Annotated in this window: 16 protein-coding genes; 13 read left to right on the top strand and 3 right to left on the bottom strand. The window is 70.5% G+C overall.

From position 1 onward, the window contains the following. Nucleotides 1-228 precede the first annotated feature (228 nt). From C5E06_RS18145 to C5E06_RS18120, 6 genes are all read left to right on the top strand, one after another. Nucleotides 229-1,500, top strand: coding sequence for a nucleotide sugar dehydrogenase (locus C5E06_RS18145; RefSeq protein ID WP_219819606.1), 1,272 nt, complete (start codon nucleotides 229-231; stop codon nucleotides 1,498-1,500). A gap of 23 nt (nucleotides 1,501-1,523) precedes the next feature. Beyond that, on the top strand, nucleotides 1,524-2,504 hold the full coding sequence (locus C5E06_RS18140; RefSeq protein WP_104307786.1) for an NAD-dependent epimerase/dehydratase family protein: 981 nt from the start codon (nucleotides 1,524-1,526) through the stop codon (nucleotides 2,502-2,504). Continuing rightward, entirely contained in the window at nucleotides 2,501-4,339 is a 1,839-nt protein-coding gene (locus C5E06_RS18135) for a polysaccharide deacetylase family protein (RefSeq protein WP_104307785.1), read from the top strand. Before C5E06_RS18140 ends, C5E06_RS18135 begins: the two co-directional genes overlap by 4 nt. After that, complete coding sequence (locus tag C5E06_RS18130) at nucleotides 4,315-5,094, top strand: hypothetical protein (protein ID WP_258063008.1); 780 nt, start codon at nucleotides 4,315-4,317, stop codon at nucleotides 5,092-5,094. The genes C5E06_RS18135 and C5E06_RS18130 overlap by 25 nt, the downstream gene beginning before the upstream one ends. A gap of 129 nt (nucleotides 5,095-5,223) precedes the next feature. Beyond that, nucleotides 5,224-7,329 carry a DEAD/DEAH box helicase gene (locus C5E06_RS18125; protein ID WP_104307784.1) on the top strand — a complete coding sequence of 702 codons (2,106 nt, stop codon included), beginning with the start codon at nucleotides 5,224-5,226 and terminating at the stop codon, nucleotides 7,327-7,329. A 114-nt stretch (nucleotides 7,330-7,443) separates the two neighbouring features. Continuing rightward, nucleotides 7,444-7,779, top strand: a complete 336-nt coding sequence (locus tag C5E06_RS18120; protein WP_104240189.1) for a hypothetical protein — start codon at nucleotides 7,444-7,446, stop codon at nucleotides 7,777-7,779. Between the two features lie 31 nt (nucleotides 7,780-7,810). Here C5E06_RS18120 and C5E06_RS18115 read toward each other — a convergent pair whose 3' ends face one another. The 3 genes from C5E06_RS18115 to C5E06_RS18105 are packed head-to-tail and all read right to left on the bottom strand — an operon-like array spanning nucleotide 7,811 to nucleotide 11,099. Then, nucleotides 7,811-8,680, bottom strand: coding sequence for an energy-coupling factor transporter transmembrane component T (locus tag C5E06_RS18115; protein WP_104307783.1), 870 nt, complete (start codon nucleotides 8,678-8,680; stop codon nucleotides 7,811-7,813). Beyond that, nucleotides 8,677-10,539 (bottom strand): ABC transporter ATP-binding protein, encoded by a 1,863-nt coding sequence (locus tag C5E06_RS18110; protein WP_104307782.1) that lies wholly within the window; start codon nucleotides 10,537-10,539, stop codon nucleotides 8,677-8,679. Before C5E06_RS18110 ends, C5E06_RS18115 begins: the two co-directional genes overlap by 4 nt. After that, the gene (locus C5E06_RS18105) at nucleotides 10,536-11,099 is read right to left on the bottom strand and encodes an ECF transporter S component (RefSeq protein WP_104307781.1); all 564 of its coding nucleotides are present in this window, start codon (nucleotides 11,097-11,099) and stop codon (nucleotides 10,536-10,538) included. The genes C5E06_RS18110 and C5E06_RS18105 overlap by 4 nt, the downstream gene beginning before the upstream one ends. A gap of 177 nt (nucleotides 11,100-11,276) precedes the next feature. On the opposite strand from C5E06_RS18105, the gene C5E06_RS18100 reads away from it, so the two are divergent. From C5E06_RS18100 to C5E06_RS18070, 7 genes are all read left to right on the top strand, one after another. Next, nucleotides 11,277-11,675 carry a BlaI/MecI/CopY family transcriptional regulator gene (locus C5E06_RS18100; protein WP_104240193.1) on the top strand — a complete coding sequence of 133 codons (399 nt, stop codon included), beginning with the start codon at nucleotides 11,277-11,279 and terminating at the stop codon, nucleotides 11,673-11,675. Nucleotides 11,676-11,749: 74 nt separating this feature from the next. Then, nucleotides 11,750-12,568, top strand: a complete 819-nt coding sequence (locus C5E06_RS18095) for a M48 family metalloprotease (protein WP_104240194.1) — start codon at nucleotides 11,750-11,752, stop codon at nucleotides 12,566-12,568. Between the two features lie 132 nt (nucleotides 12,569-12,700). Then, nucleotides 12,701-13,183 (top strand): hypothetical protein, encoded by a 483-nt coding sequence (locus C5E06_RS18090; protein ID WP_104298138.1) that lies wholly within the window; start codon nucleotides 12,701-12,703, stop codon nucleotides 13,181-13,183. A gap of 46 nt (nucleotides 13,184-13,229) precedes the next feature. Beyond that, nucleotides 13,230-14,684, top strand: coding sequence for a sensor histidine kinase (locus C5E06_RS18085; protein ID WP_104307780.1), 1,455 nt, complete (start codon nucleotides 13,230-13,232; stop codon nucleotides 14,682-14,684). Between the two features lie 104 nt (nucleotides 14,685-14,788). Next, complete coding sequence (locus C5E06_RS18080; protein ID WP_104307779.1) at nucleotides 14,789-15,508, top strand: response regulator transcription factor; 720 nt, start codon at nucleotides 14,789-14,791, stop codon at nucleotides 15,506-15,508. A gap of 207 nt (nucleotides 15,509-15,715) precedes the next feature. Continuing rightward, a complete protein-coding gene (locus C5E06_RS18075; protein ID WP_104240198.1) occupies nucleotides 15,716-16,600 on the top strand; it encodes an ABC transporter ATP-binding protein in 885 nt (294 codons plus the stop codon). Continuing rightward, nucleotides 16,597-17,790, top strand: coding sequence for an ABC transporter permease (locus C5E06_RS18070; protein WP_104307778.1), 1,194 nt, complete (start codon nucleotides 16,597-16,599; stop codon nucleotides 17,788-17,790). Before C5E06_RS18075 ends, C5E06_RS18070 begins: the two co-directional genes overlap by 4 nt. Nucleotides 17,791-17,982 lie beyond the last annotated feature (192 nt).

Here is a 17,982-nt window from a genome sequence, read left to right as displayed (position 1 = left end):
CGCACTCGATGCGGTGGTTCGGAAACCCAGACAGGTGGCCCACATTCCGAACGTTTTTGAGGCATTCACGGCGAAGTTGCCCCTTTGCGCGCCCCGTTCCGACGGTAGCCTCGGTTGCAGAGCTGGTGGATGGCCGGGGGATTCGTAGCCTGCCAGTCTCTGTTCACATCGTCGCGAAAGGGGCGTCAATTGTCGCGCGTCAACACAGTGCTCACCGATCCACCGTCCGTGTCCCAGGTCTGGGACTTCGATATCGCCATCGTGGGCCTCGGCTACGTCGGCCTGCCCACCGCGCTCGCCTTCCGGGCAGCGGGCTCCAGGGTGCTCGGCGTCGACGTCGACGAGTCGAGGCTCGCCTCGGTGCGAACGGGGAGCGTCGACCTCGTCCCCGGAGACCAGCTTCGACTCGGAACCGCGAACGCCGAGCCCGAGGGCTGGTGGCTGACCTCCGACGTCGCATCGATCAGTCGGGCGCGCGCCGTCATCGTGTGCGTTCCGACTCCCATCGACGCGCACGCGGTGCCAGACCTCCACGCGCTGACGTCCGCCTGCTCGGCGGTGCTCGACGCCGCCGTGCCAGGTCAGCTCCTCATCCTGACCTCGACGTCGTACGTGGGCTGCACCAGGGACCTGCTCGTGCATCCGCTCATCGCCAGGGGGCTCCAGCCGGGGGTCGACGTGCACGTCGCCTTCAGCCCCGAGCGCATCAACCCCGCCGACGAGGCGTTCGGCCACGAGGAGGTGCCACGCGTCGTCGGCGGGTTCACCGCGAGCTGCACGGAGCTGGCCGCCGCCACGCTCGGCCAGTACGTCGACTCGCCGCACCTCGTCGAGACGCTGGAGATCGCCGAGGCGTCGAAGCTCCTCGAGAACTCCTTCAGGGCCGTGAACATCGCCTTCATCAACGAGTTCGCGAGCGTCTGCCGAGAGCTGGGCGTCCCGGTCACCGAGGTCATCGACGCCGCCGCGACGAAGCCGTACGGCTTCATGCCGTTCCGGCCGGGGCCCGGTGTCGGCGGGCACTGCATCCCGTGCGACCCGCACTACCTGCTGTGGCAGCTGCGGGCCGATCGGGTGTCGTCGCCGATCCTCGAGGAGGCGATGAACGCTCTGGCGCACCGGCCGCAGCGCGTCGCGGCTCGAGTCGGGTCGATGCTCGCCGCCGCCGGTGTCGTCGCGAGCCGTGCCCGTGTGGTTGTCCTCGGCGTCGCCTACAAGCCGAATGTCGCCGACGTCCGCGAATCGACGGCGACCGAGATCATCCAGCTCCTGAGCAAGCAGGGGATGCATGTCTCGTTCATCGACTCGCACGTGCCGTCCATCCGCCTGGCGGACGGGCAGCTGCTCGCGGCGAGCAGCCAGGAGGAGCTCCTCGACGCCGATCTCGTGCTGCTCCACACGCGCCACGAAGACACCGATCTCGCCTGGCTCGGCGAGCACCAGTGCGTCCTCGACGCCACCTACACCCTGCCTGCCCGCACCGGGCAAGCGCTCATCTAGCAGAACGAAGGACACACCAGAACATGAGAACTCTCATCACGGGCGGGGCCGGGTTCATCGGCAGCCACCTCACCGATCTCCTCGTCGCGCGCGGCGACGAGGTCGTCGTCCTCGACGACCTCTCGACCGGCTGCGTCGACAATCTGGCGACCTCGATCGACTCGCTGCAGTTCGTCGAGGGCAGCGTGCTCGACGCGGACCTCGTCGACTCCCTGGTCGCTCGTGCAGACCGGGTGTTCCATCTCGCCGCCGCGGTGGGCGTCCACACGATCCTCGGGGAACCGCTCAGGAGCCTGCGCACGAACCTGCACGGCACGGAGAACGTGCTGGAGGCGTCGCTCACGCACGATGCCGAGGTCCTGATCGCGTCGACGAGCGAGATCTACGGCAAGAACACGGCGGATGCGCTCAGCGAGGACGCCGACCGGATCCTCGGGTCTCCGCTCACCGCGCGGTGGACGTACGCCGCCGCGAAGGGGCTCGACGAGTCGTTCGCCCACGCCTACGCTCGCGAGCACGGACTCCGGGTCGCCATCGCGCGCCCGTTCAACACGGTGGGCCCCAGACAGACGGGCCGGTACGGCATGGTCGTGCCGAACCTGGTCAGGCAGGCGATCGCCGGTGCCCCGCTCACCGTCCACGGTGATGGCACGCAGACCCGGTGCTTCGGCTACGTGGGTGAGGTGGCCCCCGCCCTCGTCGCCCTGCTCGAGGAGCCGCGTGCCCACGGGTGCGCCGTCAACCTCGGCGGCGCTCGCGAGGTGTCCATCCTCGAGCTCGCCGGCATCATCCGCGACCGTACGGAGAGCGAGAGCGAGGTGACGCTCGTGCCCTACTCGGAGGCGTACGGCGAAGGGTACGAGGACATGCAGCGGCGAGTCCCGAACAACCAGCTCGCGGCTGAGCTCATCGGCTACGAACCGCGTCTTCCGCTGGAGCGGATCGTCGACGCGGTCGTCGACGGGGTGCGTGGCCGCCTGGAGCGGGCGGGGAGTCGCGCATGACGCGCACGCTGAACGTCGCCCGCCGGCGCCCGATGCCGCTCCGTCTCGCGGAGCATCTCGCGGTGCCCGTCGCGATCGTGGTCTCGCTCGTGCTCGCGACGGGGGCCGGGGCGGCACCCATCAGCCCGTCAGCACCGGCTGCGGATGCGCTTCCCGTGGTCTCGCTCACCTTCGACGACGGCAACATCGACCAGCTGCTCGGCGTGGACATCCTCGACCGCTACGACCTGGACGGCACGTTCTTCGTGCAGAGCGGCGCGCTCAACACCGATGGCTACTTCTCCACCGGCGACCTCACGCGCCTCAGCGCCGCGGGACACGAGATCGGCTCGCACACGACGGGGCACGTGGACCTATCGACCATCAGCAGGGACGAGGCCGTCCGGCAGGTGTGCACAGACCGCGCGAACCTCGCCGACCTGGGCTTCGTCACGACGAGCTTCGCCTACCCGTTCGCGGGCTTCAGCGAGTCGGCGAAGGCCGCCGTGCAGGAGTGCGGCTTCTCCAGCGCGAGACTCCTCGGCGGCGTGGAGTCGCACGAAGGGTGCAACGGCTGCCCGCCGGTCGAGAGCATCCCGCCTCTCGACGCCTTCGCGCTGCTCGCGCCGGCCCAGGTCACGGAGACGTGGTCTTTCGACAACCTGAAGTCGCTGGTCGTCCAGGCGCAGGCCGCGGGTGGCTGGATGCCGATCACCTTCCACCGGGTGTGCGAGACAGCCGGCTGCTCCAGCATCGGGGTGACGACCCAGACCCTCGAGCAGTTCGCGAGCTACCTCCGGGACGAAGCCGCCGCGGGTCGAGTCGCGGTGAAGACCGTCGACGAAGTCATCGGAGGCGAGGCGAAGCCCGTTCGGCAGGGCGACTGGCCTGTCGGCCAGACCGCGAAGGACGGGAACCGGGTGGTGAACGCCCAGCTCGACGACTGGGCGACAGGTGCATCCGCACCGAGCTGCTGGACGCCGAATACCTGGGGCGCGCACACCGCCAAGTTCACGCGCACCGCGGACGGCGGCGGCCTGACCGTCGCGGTCAGCGACTACGAGAGCGGTTCTTCGTCGCTCATGCCGAACCTCGACCTCGGCGAATGCGCGCCAGCGGCCGAACCCGGAGCCGTGTACGACTTGAGCGCGACGTACGCCTCGACCACCGCCACGCAGTTCGCGGTCTATCTCCGTGACGCACGTGGCGCGTGGCGCTACTGGGACTCCAGCCCGTGGTTCGATCCGAGCGCGTCCGCGTCCACCGCCACCTGGACGACGCCGCCCGTGCCGGCAGATGCGACGGCCCTGTCGTTCGGCCTCACCGTGTTCTCGAACGGCTCGCTCACCCTCGATGCCGCATCGATGGTCGGGTCCGGGGCCGTCGAGCCGACCCCGGCCGCGACGCCGACGCCGACGGCGACGCCGGTTGCGACTGCGACGCCGGTTGCGACTGCGACGCCGGTTGCGACTGCGACGCCGGTTGCGACTGCGACGCCGACCGCGACCGCCACGCCGACCGCCACGCCGGCTGCGACCGCGACGCCGACGCCCACGGCAACTCCGTCGACATCGGCGACATCCACGCCGACCGTGACTCCGAAGCCGACCGTGACTCCGAAGCCGCCGGTGAAGCCGAAGCCGCCGGTGAAACCCAAACCGCCGGTGGACCCGAAGTGCACCAAGCCCTGGCCCGTCCACGACGCGGGCCACCACCACCACCACACAAGCTGGGGCTCCTACCTCAACCCAGCGGGCACGTCCTCCTACGATCCGTACCCGAAGCACTCCTTCTCTGACGGAGGGTCCACCAAGCACGGCTCGCCGTCCAAGTGCAAGCCACCGCGCTGGTGGTGACGAGGAGGCGCATCGCGAGAGCTTCCGGTATCTCGGCGGCGCTGCTGATCCTCCTCAGCAGCGCCGCTTGCGCCGGGGGCCAGGGCACCCCGTGGGGAGCGGGGCAGGGTCGGGAGTATCCGCTGCACACGGACATCACCGCGACGACCTTCTGGGTCGGGGAGGTCTTCGATGCCGACGCACCTGACGGCAGCCAGGTGTACTCGACCTACGATAAGGACTGGTACGCGAGCTACGGCGGCTGCGACGGGGCCGTGGTCGGCGGCGTGTGCCAGACCGAGCCTCGCTCCGCGGCGAACGGCTACTTCCCGACACGGATGACGGCCGAGGAGAACCCGTTCTACCTGGACCTGCCGTTCGATGACGTGAACAACGCGTCGGCGGCCGGGATGCGGCAGCGAGTCGTGCCGTGGGCCGGGGACGCCGCGTACTCCCGCGGGCTCGAGGATCCGTCGTTCAGCCTCATGAAGAACCGGTGGGTGCAGCTCGAGCACGACGGACGGACCTGCTACGGCCAGATCCAGGACGCGGGGCCCGGCGAGTACGACGACGCCGAGTACGTCTTCGGGGCGCACGACGCGAGGCCCGCGAACGAGCGGTACGGCGGCGCCGGCATGGACGTCTCACCCGCCCTCAACTCCTGCCTCGGGTTTGCCGCGACCAACGGGGTGGAGGGCGGCGTCTCCTGGCGATTCGTGGACGAGGGTGACGTCCCTGACGGCCCATGGTCGCTGCTCGTGACGACCTCGCGATAGCGACGGGCCACCGGGCCGAACCTGCCCGCGAGTGCCACCCTGGCCAGCCCGCCGATTGTCGCGTATCCTGGCAAGTTGGGCATGCGCCGAATTCTGTGTGAGCAGCGTGCCGGACTGGAGAAGGCACACATGCCCAAGCGCAAAGCAAAGGGCGGGTTCAAGCCCGCGAGCAACTACATCCCCAAGGACTCCTCGGGTCGTGGCGAGCGACCGGCGCGTGCCGGTGGCGGCGCTGGCGCCAACGGAAACCCGCGCTGGGCGAGCGAGAGCCGCCGCGACGGTACCGGCGGAGACGACCGCCGAGGCGGCCGCGACGACCGACGCGGCTCCGGCTCAACGGGCGGCGGCGAGCGCGGCTCGTACCGCGGTGACGATCGCCGAGGCGGCTCGTCGGGTGGCGACGACCGGCGCCCCGGCGCGCGTGCAGGCGGCGATGACCGCCGTGGCGGCTACGGCGGACGCAGCGACGACCGACAGGGTGGCTACGGACGCGCTTCGCGGCCGGCCGCCGGCGATGACCGTCGCGGCACGGGCCGAGGTGCGGGCGCTGACGAGCGGCGGGGTGGCTACCGTGCAGGCGGCGACGACCGCCGCGGCGGCTACGACGGTGCAGGACGGGCCGAGTCCTTCGATCGCTCGCGCGACAGCTCGCGCAGCTCCGACCAGAGCCGTCCCCGCGGCGAAGACCGCTACAGCACTCGCAAGGGGGCAGCATCCGCTCGCGGAGGCGCACCCACCCGCGGTGGAGCTTCCGCCCGTGGCGGCGCTCGCGGTCGCGACGGCCAGTTCTCGGACCGCAACGAGCGCATCGACCGGCACCACCACGACGCGCTGCGCCAGTCGCACGGCCGCCAGCCCGCCGCGGGTTCCCGCGGCGACCGCAGCGCGAAGCACTTCGACCCGACGGCGCCAGGCGCGAACCAGCCGCAGCGCGGGGCCATCCAGGACTACCGCAGTCACAGCCAGTCAGCTGCCGGCCGTGCCCCCTCCCACGACGAGGACCGCGTGCTCGAGCGCCTCGCCCCGACCGCGGTCGGCGCGAAGAACGCCGACGGCCTGAGCTTCGGCGACCTCGGTCTCGACGCGAACATCGTCGACGCGCTGGCCGAACTCGGTGCGCCGAGCCCGTTCCCCATCCAGGCCTCCACGATCCCGGATGCGATCCACGGTCGAGATGTCCTCGGCCGTGGCCGCACGGGCAGCGGCAAGACGATCGCGTTCGGCGCCGCACTCGTGCAGCGCCTCAGCGTGGCCCGCGGACGCGACGCCGACGCGAGCAAGCGCAAGATCGGGCGCGCACCCCGCGCCCTCATCGTCGCGCCCACTCGCGAGCTCGCCCTGCAGATCGACCGGACGATCCAGCCCATCGCCCGCAGCGTCGGCCTCTTCACGACCCAGGTCTACGGCGGCGTGCCGCAGCAGCGGCAGGTCACGGCCCTTGGGCGCGGCGTCGACATCGTCATCGGCACGCCCGGCCGCATCGAGGATCTCGAGCGCCAGGGCTTCCTGCGCCTCGACCAGGTCGAGATCACGGTGCTGGACGAAGCCGACCAGATGTGCGACCTCGGGTTCCTGGAGCCGGTGCAGCGCATCCTCCGCATGACGATGCCGGGTGGTCAGCGACTGCTGTTCTCGGCGACGCTCGACGCCGCCGTGCAGCGGCTCGTCACGGAGTTCCTCAAGAAGCCATCGGTGCACGAGGTGGCCGGTGAGGAAGAGCAGCACACCGACATCGACCACAGCGTGCTCGTCGTCGAACGCGACGACAAGCGTGCCGTGATCGAGCAGCTCGCCGGCTCGGGCGGACGGGTCCTCATCTTCACGAAGACCCGCGTGGCAGCAGAAGGCCTCGCGACCGAGCTCTCGATGGCCGGTGTTCCCGCGGCCGCCCTCCACGGAGACCTCACGCAGGGTCGCCGCACGCACAACCTGCGACTCCTCACGAGCGGCAAGGTCAACGTGCTCGTCGCGACCGACGTCGCCGCGCGCGGCATCCACGTCGACGACATCCGCCTGGTCATCCAGTCGGACATGCCCGAGGAGTACAAGTCGTACCTGCACCGTTCGGGCCGCACGGGCCGCGCGGGTCAGCGCGGCACCGTCGTCACGGTCATCCCGAAGCAGCGCCGTCGACGGATGTCGGAGCTGCTCGAGCGCGCCGAGATCGAGGCGCCCATGATCCCGGCACGCCCGGGTGGCGCCGAGCTCGACGCCTTCATGGCCTACGCCGACTGACCTGCCGAACGCAGATGACAGATGCCCCTCGGGATGGACGCTGCTCCAGCCCGAGGGGCATCCGTCGTCGCGGCGCACGCGGAACGTTGATGAAGCCCGCGTAGCGTTGCGCGCATGAGCGAACAGCAGGCGAACGACCCGCAGGCGCGGGCAGACCAGGCGAGTGCAGGCGAAGACGTCGCGGCGAACGGCGAAGGCTCTGCCGGCGAGCGTGCGGCGCAGGCGAGCTCGGCTCGCATGAGCACAGAGCAGCTCGAGAACGAGCGCGCACACGGCGACGGCAACCTCTTCCCCGACGCCGGCTCGCTCTTCGAGCCGGAGCAGGCCGACACCCCGGAGCAGCTCGAGGCGGAGGTCGAGGAGGCGGAGGCGCACGACACGCGCTTCGCAACCGGCCCGGACGAGTCGGGTGTGGCCGAGAGCAACTTCGGGCAGAACACCGCCGAGTAGCGCGGGCGCTGCTGCGCTTCGGCGCGCGGCGTCAGCTCAGCAGGCTCGGCGCGATGAGCGCGAGGGTCGTGGCCGCCCAGGCGATGGGCAGGAGCACCCAATCGCCCGTATCCGTCTGCAGCACGTGACGCTCGGTGCGTGTGCTTGCGAACCCGAAGGCGCGCGCGTCCATCGACAGGGCAACCCGGTCGGCGTGCCGCAGTGCGCCTGCGAGCAGCGGGATGGCGACGTCCAGCTGGGAGCGCAGCCACGCGATGGGTCCACGTCCGCGGTCGATGCCGCGCACGCGGCGAGCTGCCCGGATCACGTCGAGTTCCGACTGGAACCTCGGCACGAACCGGAACGCCGCCATCGCCGCGTAGCCGAAGCGGTAGGGCACACGGAGGTGCTGCACCAGGGAGCGCACGAAGTCGTCCCCGGCGGTGGCGATGCCGCCCACGAGCGACAGCAGCACGATCGCGACGAGGCGCAGCGCCGTGCCGAGACCCGTCGCCCAGGCGGCGACCGTGAACGGGCGCCCCACGATCTCGAAGATCGTGGATGCCCCGTCGAGCCCGACCGCCGCGAGCAGGGGAGCGGCACTCGACGTCTCCGCCGCAACGCTCGGGTCGACCCAGACCCCGAGCGTCACCGAGAGCACGGACAGTACGACGGGAACGCCCACGATCAGCAGCAGTGTGCCGCGTGCCGACAGGCGAGTGCCGCTGAGGATGACCAGCGCGCAGAGCAGGATCAGGAGGGCCGGGCTGAACGCGTCCCGCACGACGAACATCGCGACGATGGCGGGCAGCGTCGCCGCGATCTTTACGAGCGGGGTGCGCCGGTGCAGCCACGGCAGGTGCTCACGACGGGAGCGATCGACGCTCGGGCGCGAGACGAGGGCGTTCCCGGCGCCACTCACGAGGCGCCGCCGTCGTGGATGTCCGGGTGGCGAGCGAGCGCGGCTTCCAGCTGCGAGATCGACGTGATCTCGCGCAGGTAGGAGTGCCGGTGCACCCCGGCGAGCGCTCGGGGCAGAGGGGGCAGGCCGAGCCCCGCGGCCTCGAGCGCCCCGGAGGCCACGACCCGGTTCACCTCGCCGTGCGCCGTCACCACCCCACCGTCGAGGACAAGCAGGTGCGTGGCAAGCTCCGTGACGAGCTGCAGGTCGTGGGTCGCGAGCACCAGCGTCGCCCCGTCCCGGTGCAGCTCCCGCAGGAGGGCGACGAGCTCTTCCGCGCGCGCCCGGTCCTGTCCGAACGTCGGCTCATCCAACACCAGCACGTCGGCACCGTCGAGGAGCGCGGCGGCCACCGTGAGCCTTCGCTTCTGTCCCCCGGAGAGGAGGAAGGGGTGCCGGTCCGCGTGCTCGGCGAGGCCGAAGCGCTCGAGCATTTCGTCGACGCGGGTCTGGGCATCCGCCGCCCCGCGCTCGATCTCGAAGGCGAGCTCGTCGCGCACCGTGTGCGTGAGGAACTGGTGCTCCGGGTTCTGGAAGACGTAGCCGACGCGCGTGCGCAGCGCGCCCGCCCGCATGCGAGCCGTGTCCTGTCCGTCGAGGAGGACCGTGCCGCGCGGTGCCCGGCGGACTCCGGCGAGCGCCTGGAGCAGGGTCGACTTGCCTGCTCCGTTGTGGCCGACGACGGCCGTGATCGAGCCCGGCTGGATGCTCAGGGAGACGGGGCCGAGCATGCGTGTGCGGCCCCGCGTCACCGTGAGCGCACGGGTCTCGAGCCGGGGAGCTGGCTCCCCGGGAGCCCGCTTCCCGGCCAGGCCCGTCATCGGCAGGGAGTCCGACTGCTGCGGCAGCTCGCTGGCGCCGGCACCCGCTTCAGCCTCCGCAGGAGGCGGCAGCTCGCGCCGATGCGCGCCGCTGCCTCTGGAGTCGGGCAGCGATGCGCGATCCACCCGCTCGAGACGCCGCGCGAGCTCGCTGCCGAGCAGGGGCAGGGGGCCGGGGCCGAGATCCCAGCCCGCCGCCGTGAAGCACGCCGCGGCCTCGTGCGCGACCGGGAACCACACGCCGAGCTCGCGCAGCCGTGCGGCGTTCTGCCCGAAGACCTCGCGTGGTGTGCCGTCGAAGACGAGCCGCCCCTCGGCGTCGAGGACGATGACGCGCGTCGCGATGGTGAGGGCTTCGTCGAGGTCGTGCTCGATGAGCAGCAGGCCGTGCGTGCCCGCGCGCACGAGCTCGCCGAGGGCGAGGTAGATGGAGTGCTTCGCGGTCTGGTCGAGGTTCGCGGTCGGCTCGTCGAGGACAAGCAGGGGCGAGCCCATGGCGAGGGCGCTCGCGATGGCCAGCCGTTGCCGTCCTCCGCCGGACAGGATGTCGGGGGAGTCCTCGCGGCGGTCCCAGAGGCCGAGCTGGCGGAGCGCCCGCTCGACGCGCTCCTCGATGTCCGGAACGGGCAGTCGCAGGTTCTCCGGGCCGAAGGCGACCTCGTCGAAGACCTGCCCGGTGACGATCTGGGCGTCCGCATCCTGGAACACCATGGCGACCTGCTGGCTGGCGGCCGCGACGCCGAGCTCGGCGACATCGTGCCACCCGGCGCCAGGTTCGGAGTCGGCGAGCAGGACGCGCCCGGTCACCTCGGCTCCCAGCGACTGGGGGATGAGCCCGTTGAGGGCTCTCGCGAGGGTCGACTTCCCGCAGCCGGACGGGCCGAGCAGCAGGACCGCCTCGCCGCGCGAGATCGAGAACGAGACGTCGTGGGGACGCGCGGCCGAAGCGTCGAAGTGGGTGACGGAGAGGTGCTCGACTCGCAGCAGCGGGGTCGTCACCTGGCTGCTCTGCCGTCTTCGGCGAGGCGCAGGTCGCGGCCGATGCCCGCTCGCTCGAGCTGCTTCGCGAGCCACACCGCGAGCATGGTGCAGAGCGGGGGCGAGATGAAGAAGCTGCCGATGAGCAGCACCGTGCCGAGCACGTCGTACTCGCCGCCACCGAGGATGCGGAACGCGGCCGCGGTCATGATGAGGCCGGCGAAGGCCGCGCCCGCGAGGAACAGCCACGCCTGCCAGCGCCGATACCGGGTGATGAGGAACGGCAGCTCCTGCAGGACGCCGATGCCGACGCCGATGAGGAACGCCCCGAAGGCGATCGGCTGGAACGGGCTCGCGACGAGCCCGGCGAGGGCAGAGGTGATGAGGCCGACCCAAGGCCGACGGAAGAGCGCCTGGGCCAGGGCTCCGGGAATGAAGTAGAGGCCGATCGTGAGCCCGTAGACCAGCGGGAGCAGGTTCGAGACCGCGCCGCCGATGTAGGCGTTGACGGTGAACACCACACCGCCGGCGACGCCGATCGCGGCACAGCTCATGAGCAGACGAGTGCTGACGGTTCTCATTGGGCTCCACGCCTTCCCTCAGCGGGATACGGTCCCGCTGGGGTCACGGGCTGACTCAAGTCTACAAAATGTAGAGCGAGTCGCGCGACGGGGCTCCGGGCTTGATAGCCTGGGTATTCGCGGATGCCTGGGTGACGTTCCCCACGGCACCTTCGCGACAAGAATTGGAGCAACACAATGCCAGGAACTCGCACTCGAGCGCGGGGTGAGCTCGAACTCGTCGTGCTGCGACTCCTCTGGGCGGCGGCGGAGCCCCTCACGGCGCGCGAGATCCAGGACCGCTTCCCGGGCCGGGTTCCCGCCTCCACGACCATCCTCACCGCCCTCGACCGGCTCAGGGCCAAGGGCGATGTCGCCCGTGTCGGCCACGAGCAGCGGGGCATCCGCTTCGCCGCCACGCAGAGCGAGGCAGAGCACGCCTCCCGGGCCATGCTGAACGCCCTCAAGACGATCGACGGCCGCGAGGCTGCACTGCTGAAGTTCGCCGGCAACCTCGACGCCCGCGACGCCGACCTGCTGCGTGCCGCCCTCCAGCACGCGCCCGCCGCGGCCTCCGAGGCCGCCACGGCGAGCTAGCCGGAGCCGGACTGGCCTTCACCATGGCTCCGAGAGGGCGTTCGGGCATGCTGCCCGAGCGCGAGTGATCTCCGATGTGGATCATCCCTGCCCTCGTGTGCCTCGCGTTCGCGGTGTTCACGATGCTCGCCGCGCCCTCGCTCCTGACGCGCGGCACCTGGCAGGTGCGACACCCGCAGCTCGCCCTCGGCCTCTGGCATGGCGCAGTCGTCGGCGGGTCGCTCGCCCTGCTCGCGGCCGTCGCGCTCTCTGTCGTCGCGGTGCTCACCTGGGAGCATGACGAGGGAAGCTGGCTGAGCGGATTCGAGATCGCGCTCGCCTCCGTCTTCGCGAGCGCCGGCCTGATCGCGATGTTCGGCTGGGGCTTCATCGTGACGCGCCGGTCGGGCCGCGCCTTCGCCGACGGACGCCGCGCGAACGACGAGCTCCGAGACGCCGCGCGCGTGCTGTCCTACCGGGACGAGCGAATCGGCGGAGCGCTCGTGCGCTTCGTCGACTCGCCAGTGCCCCACGCCCTCGCGGCCGCGGGGCGCGCGCCGGTCGTCATCGTGTCGAGCGGACTCGTCGAGCTGCTGACGCGGGAGCAGCTCGAGGCTGTCGTGGCGCACGAGCGCTGCCACCTGATGCGCTTCCACGCGCTGGCGCAGCGCCTCGCGGAGGTCAACGAGGCCTGCCTGCCGCGGTACGCCGGCGCGAAGAACCTGTCGCGTGCGACGTCGCTGCTCATCGAGCTGATCGCCGACGACGCGGCTGCGAACGAGGCCGGGGCGGATGCTCTCGCCGGGGCGCTCCAGGCGCTCGCGGGCGCAGGCGCCGAGGACGACGTGCTCGTGCAGCGCGCGCGGAGGCTCCGCACGCGGACCACCGGAGCGGCGCCGAGCCTCGACGCCTGAGCTCATCTGGGCAGGGGGCGGCACTCGCTTCACGTTGACCGCTGGCGAAGCTGGACGCGCATCCAGGTGTTCGAATCCGTTCTGTGACGGGACGGAGACGGCCGCGGGGGCTCGACGTGGGAGGCTTGGGTCATGCCTGATTCCACCCCGTTCGAAGAACCACGCCCGGGTTACGACGTCGCGCGCGACGCTGAGCCAGAGCGCGCGCTCACGCCGTCCCGGGTCTCGAGGCTGCGCAAGCTCACGATCCTGCTCGCCGTGATGATCGCAGCCGGCGCGTTCGCCAACTGGCAGCAGGAGGCCGAGTTCCGCTCGGCGAGCGTACTGAGCTTCGCGGTCATGCTCGTCGTCGTCGTGGTCGGCTACGGTGCGATCTGGAAGCTGCTCGGCTCGCCCAAGCGGAAGCGCGCGGAGGGTGCCCGCACGGCGGGCAGCATCCTGTCGGTCCTTGCCGTCACGGGCCTGCTCCTCACCGGGGTGCTCGCCATCACCGGTGCGAGCCCGACGGGCACGGTGCAGCTGATCGTGGGGCTCGGCACGGGCGTCGTCGGCGCAATCTGGCTGCACGCCGCCTGGCGCCGCCTCCCCGCCGAGCCGACGGGGCTCCTCGACTGATGCGCTCGCGCGCCGGATGTCGGAGGCCCCGCCTACGCTTGGCCACATGATCACGTCAGCACGTGGCAGCGAGCTGTGGCAGCGGCTGCAGGGCATCGATGCCGAGCATCCCGCCGACTGGAAGCGTCCGGGGCCGTCGCCTCGCGCGCTGCGCACCGACATCGTCGTGGCGCTGGTCGCCGTCGCGCTCATGGCCTTCTCGAACTGGGCCGTGCTCGAGCTGCGCAAGGGCGCAGACCCGGCAGAGGTCGGCGCGATCCTCCACGACACCGACCCCGCCTCGGCGCTGGTCGGCATGTTCCTCGTCCCCGCCATGTACGGGGTCGCCATCGCGCTTCGGCGTCGCTTCCCGCTGTGGATGCTCGTGCTCTGCTCGGTGGCGTTCGTCTCGGCATTCGCCTTCACGTACCTCGACACGATCGTCACCCAGATCGGCTACTTCCTGGTGCTCTTCACCGCGGGAGCGTGGAGCAACCAGCGTGCGCTGGTAACGCTGCTCCGCATCGGGATCACGATCGGCATGACCGTGTGGGCGCTCGTCGACTCCCTCACACGCGCCACGCTCGTGTTCACGTTCTCGGATGGCAGCGACAGCGAGAACTGGATCACGAGCGTCTTCGGCGCCTACACCCTGCTCATCAACGTGCTGTACTTCATCGGCGCGTTCTGGTTCGGGAACTCCGACTTCAGGAGGGCTGGCCAGCGGGCGGCGCTCGAGGAGCGCACCCGCGAGCTCGAGGAGTACACGGCGGCGCTCGCCGACGAGCGTCGCCTCGTCGAGGAGCAGGCCATCCGCCTCGACCGCGTCCGCATCGCGCGGGAGCTCCACGACGTGGTCGCACATCACGTCTCGCTCATGGGCCTGCAGGCAGCCGCCGCGCGCCGGACGGCGGAGACCTCGCCGGAGAAGTCCCAGCAGGCGCTCCTCGGCGTCGAGCAGAGCGCGCGAGTCGCGATCGACGAGCTGCACTCGCTGCTGACGACGCTGCGCAGCGCAGACGCTGATGCTGACTCGGAGTCCGCCGACGGCGGCCAGCGCGAGAACGACGGTTCTTCCGGAGCGCAATCCGGCGCGTCCGCCCCCTCGACGCACACGATCGAGCAGGTGCCAGCGCTCATCGAGGAGCTGCGCGGGGCTGGCATGCGGGTGGAGTTCAGCACCCTCGGCGAGCCTCGGCCGGTGTCGCCCCTGACGGGCATCGCCGTCTACCGGGTGCTGCAGGAATCCCTCACGAACACGCGGAAGCACGCGGGCCCCGATGCCCCCGCCGATGTGCGACTCCGCTACCTCGAGCGCGGCGTCGAGCTCGACGTGACCGACGACGGGCCAGCCTCCCTCGCGCATGCCGCGGCGTCGAAGCAAGCGAACGGCTCCGGCGGCCTGGGCCTCGTGGGCATGCGAGAGCGCGCCAGGGCCGCCGGCGGCGACCTCACGACGAGCAAGCGGGGCGGTGGCGGCTTCCGCGTGCTCCTCCGCGTCCCCTACGAGCGGCAGAGCTGACGGCATGCGCCCGTGTCCCAGCACCGATCGGCAAGCTCCCGGTAACCTCGCCCCGATACGGTCACGAGAACGACACCGCTCCGGCGGGTGCCAAAGGAGGCCAAGTGTCTGAGAAGATCCGCGTCGTGCTGGTCGACGATCACCAGCTCGTTCGCATGGGGTTCAAGCTCATTCTCGAGTCGGAACCCGACATCGTCGTCGTCGGCGAGGCGACCGACGGCCGCGAAGCCGTCTCCGTCGTCGCCGAGCTCCGCCCCGACCTCGTCTGCATGGACGTGCAGATGCCGGTCCTCGACGGCATCGCAGCGACCCGCGAGATCATGCAGCTCGGAGGGGCTGTGCCGCGAGTGCTCATGCTGACGACCTTTCGCGACGAGGCCGCCGTCCGCGATTCGCTTCGCGCGGGGGCCAGCGGCTTCGTGCTCAAGAACTCCCCGCCGGAGACCCTGGTGGAGGCGGTGCGGGTCGTGCACTCCGGTGACGCGCTGCTCGACCCCCAGGTGACTCGCGGCGTGATCGCCGGCATGCTGCAGGACCCCGCGGAGGGAGCGCCGTCCCAGCCTGCGGACGCGCTCCAGGCCGCGCCCGTCTCGCAGTCCGCTGTCGAACATCCCACTCTCGCGAGCCTCACCGACCGGGAGGGGGAGGTGCTCGCCCTCATCGCGGAGGGCCTCAGCAACGCGGACATCGCGCAGCGGCTCTTCGTGTCCGAGGCGACCGTGAAGACGCACGTCTCGAACCTGCTCGCGAAGATCGGCGTGCGCGACCGCATCCACGCGGTGATCTTCGCGTACAACGTGGGAGTCGTCGCCCCCGTCGAGTAGCGGCCGGGTGCGTGGCATCGTGCAGCCGGGCCCGGCGGTTCCGTCGTGGTCGGCACCTCCTCACCCGAGCGGATGAACGCCGAGCGAGGGCAGTTCCGTCGCGCGGCCGATCCCTCCTCTGACCGATCTCCGTAGCGTTTCCATCAGGCCCAGAGGTGGACGGGCGCAGAGACGGTGCGGCGGACGTCGCGCGAGACAGGAGGGGTGATGCTCGAGATCCAGAACATCTCCAAGACCTACGGAGACCGCAAGGTGCTCGACGACGTGAGCTTCACGGTCGAGCCTGGCAAGCTCACGGGCTTCGTCGGCGGCAACGGGGCGGGGAAGACCACGACGATGCGCACGATCCTCGGCGTCGTCAAGCCGGACTCGGGCGTCGTCACGATCAGCGGCAGGCCCGTCGCCGTCACCGACCGTGCCCGCTTCGGGTACATGCCAGAGGAGCGCGGCCTCTACCCGAAGATGAAGGTCAAGGAGCAGGTCACGTACTTCGCGGAGCTGCACGGCCTGAGCGCCAGGGAGGCGGCGAGCAACGCGGACCGTTTCCTGGAGGATCTGGGTCTCACGGAGCGGGCGGGCGACAACGTCGAAGACCTCTCGCTGGGCAACCAGCAGCGCGCGCAGATCGCGGCGTCCCTCGCGCATGAGCCCGAGATCCTCATCCTCGACGAGCCGTTCTCAGGACTCGACCCGCTTGCCGTCGAGGTGGTCCTCGAGACGCTGCAGGGTTTCGCGGCTCGCGGAGTGCCCGTGCTCTTCTCGAGCCACCAGCTCGACGTGGTGGAGCGACTCAGCGACAACCTCGTCATCATCTCGGGTGGCGCCATCAGGGCGAGCGGCGACCGGAACGAGCTGCAGGAGCGGCACTCCGAGGGCATGCACCGCATCTCGCTCGCGGGCGACGCCGGCTGGCTGCGCGACGAGCCGGGCATCACGGTGCTCGAGTTCGACCGAGGGGACGCGATCTTCGTCGCCGACTCCGGCGAGACCGCGCAGCGCATTCTCCGCACCGCACTCGACCGGGGCCCCGTCTTCGGCTTCGGCCGCCACATCGTGAAGCTCTCCGACATCTACCGGGAGGTCGTCGCATGACAACAACACAGGACACCAAGGCACCGCAGCGGGGCGACTCCACGCCGCCGCGACAGTTCGGCCTGAGCTCGGCGAAGGGCATCCAGCTCATCGCGAAGCGCGAGATTCTCGTGCAGGCGCGCTCGCGCGCCCAGCAGATCTCGTTCCTCGTCACGCTGCTGCTCGTCGCGGGCGGCATCGTCGCCGTCGCGCTCTTCGGTGACGCCATCGGGGGCGGTGCGACCAAGGTGGCGACGGTCTCGGGAACGCAGTCCGTGGCCGCCGCGGCCGGACTCGAGACGACGGAGGTCGCATCCGCTGAGGAGGCGGCCCGACTCGTGACGGACGGCGATGTGGAGTACGCGGTGCTGACGCCGACGGATGCGCGCAGCCTCGAGCTCTTCACGGGCGACGGGCAGCCGGCAGGCGACCTCGGCGACGGGGCCTTCGTGCTCGTCGGTCTCGACGGCGTTCCGACCGAGGACTCCATGGCGCTCGCCCAGGTACCGGCGTCGTTCTCGCTGCAGGCGCCCGAGGTGAACCCCGCGCTCGGCTACATCATGGCCGTCGCGTTCGGCGTGCTCTACTTCATGGCCGCCATGGGCTACGCCTACACGATCGCGCAGAGCGTCGTCGAGGAGAAGCAGTCGCGCATCGTGGAGATCCTGCTCTCGACGGTCACGCCCCGCGTCATCATGGCGGGCAAGGTCATCGGCAACAGCGTGCTCGCGCTCATCCAGGTCGCCGCGATCCTGGCAGCTGCGGCGATAGCGCTCGCCGCGACGGGGCAGGGCGCGCTGTTCTCGCTCATCGGGCCCGGCTTCATCTGGTTCCTCGTGCTGTTCGTGTTCGGGTTCGTGCTCATCGCGACCCTCTACGCCGGCGCCTCCGCGATGGTCTCGAGGCAGGAGGAGGTGGGCAGCGTCACGACACCGCTCATGATGCTCATGCTCATCCCGTACATGCTCGTGATCCTGTTCAACAGCAACGCGCTGCTCATGACGATCCTCAGCTACATCCCCTTCTCGGCGACCATCGCGATGCCGCTCCGGGTGGTGCTCGGCCAGGCTGAGTGGTGGGAGCCGATCCTGGCGCTCGTGATCCTCATTGCGACGAGCGCCGTGTCGATCATGATCGGGGCCCGGATCTACGAGAACTCGATCCTGCGCATCGGTGGGCGCGTGAAGCTCAGCGACGCCCTCAAGGGGTAGCCGCGGTCTGAATGGCACCGGTTTCACCGACATCTCTGGCGGGTCAAGCTAACGCTTGGCCCGCTGAGTTGTATGAAGTGTGCAATTCGGGGGCTCGAGTGGCGCGTGATTCTCGTGCCCTCCCACTGGGAAATGGCGAGTGTCGGTGGCCCGTCTTAGCGTGGATGCACCCCCGAACGTTGCAAAGGAGCA

Source organism: Pseudoclavibacter sp. RFBI5, from assembly GCF_002931395.1.
Classification (GTDB): Bacteria; Actinomycetota; Actinomycetes; order Actinomycetales; family Microbacteriaceae; genus Pseudoclavibacter.
Note: the sequence above shows the minus strand (reverse complement) of the source record. Positions and strands in the feature narration are given on the sequence as shown.

Bases quoted from the DNA above. Each gene is read 5' to 3' on its own strand.
- C5E06_RS18085 (WP_104307780.1), top strand. From the start codon at position 13,230: ATGATCACGTCAGCACGTGGCAGCGAGCTGTGGCAGCGGCTGCAGGGC.
- C5E06_RS18090 (WP_104298138.1), top strand. From the start codon at position 12,701: ATGCCTGATTCCACCCCGTTCGAAGAACCACGCCCGGGTTACGACGTC.
- C5E06_RS18095 (WP_104240194.1), top strand. From the start codon at position 11,750: ATGTGGATCATCCCTGCCCTCGTGTGCCTCGCGTTCGCGGTGTTCACG.
- C5E06_RS18070 (WP_104307778.1), top strand. From the start codon at position 16,597: ATGACAACAACACAGGACACCAAGGCACCGCAGCGGGGCGACTCCACG.
- C5E06_RS18120 (WP_104240189.1), top strand. From the start codon at position 7,444: ATGAGCGAACAGCAGGCGAACGACCCGCAGGCGCGGGCAGACCAGGCG.
- C5E06_RS18140 (WP_104307786.1), top strand. From the start codon at position 1,524: ATGAGAACTCTCATCACGGGCGGGGCCGGGTTCATCGGCAGCCACCTC.
- C5E06_RS18100 (WP_104240193.1), top strand. From the start codon at position 11,277: ATGCCAGGAACTCGCACTCGAGCGCGGGGTGAGCTCGAACTCGTCGTG.
- C5E06_RS18125 (WP_104307784.1), top strand. From the start codon at position 5,224: ATGCCCAAGCGCAAAGCAAAGGGCGGGTTCAAGCCCGCGAGCAACTAC.
- C5E06_RS18075 (WP_104240198.1), top strand. From the start codon at position 15,716: ATGCTCGAGATCCAGAACATCTCCAAGACCTACGGAGACCGCAAGGTG.
- C5E06_RS18135 (WP_104307785.1), top strand. From the start codon at position 2,501: ATGACGCGCACGCTGAACGTCGCCCGCCGGCGCCCGATGCCGCTCCGT.
- C5E06_RS18105 (WP_104307781.1), bottom strand. From the start codon at position 11,099: ATGAGAACCGTCAGCACTCGTCTGCTCATGAGCTGTGCCGCGATCGGC.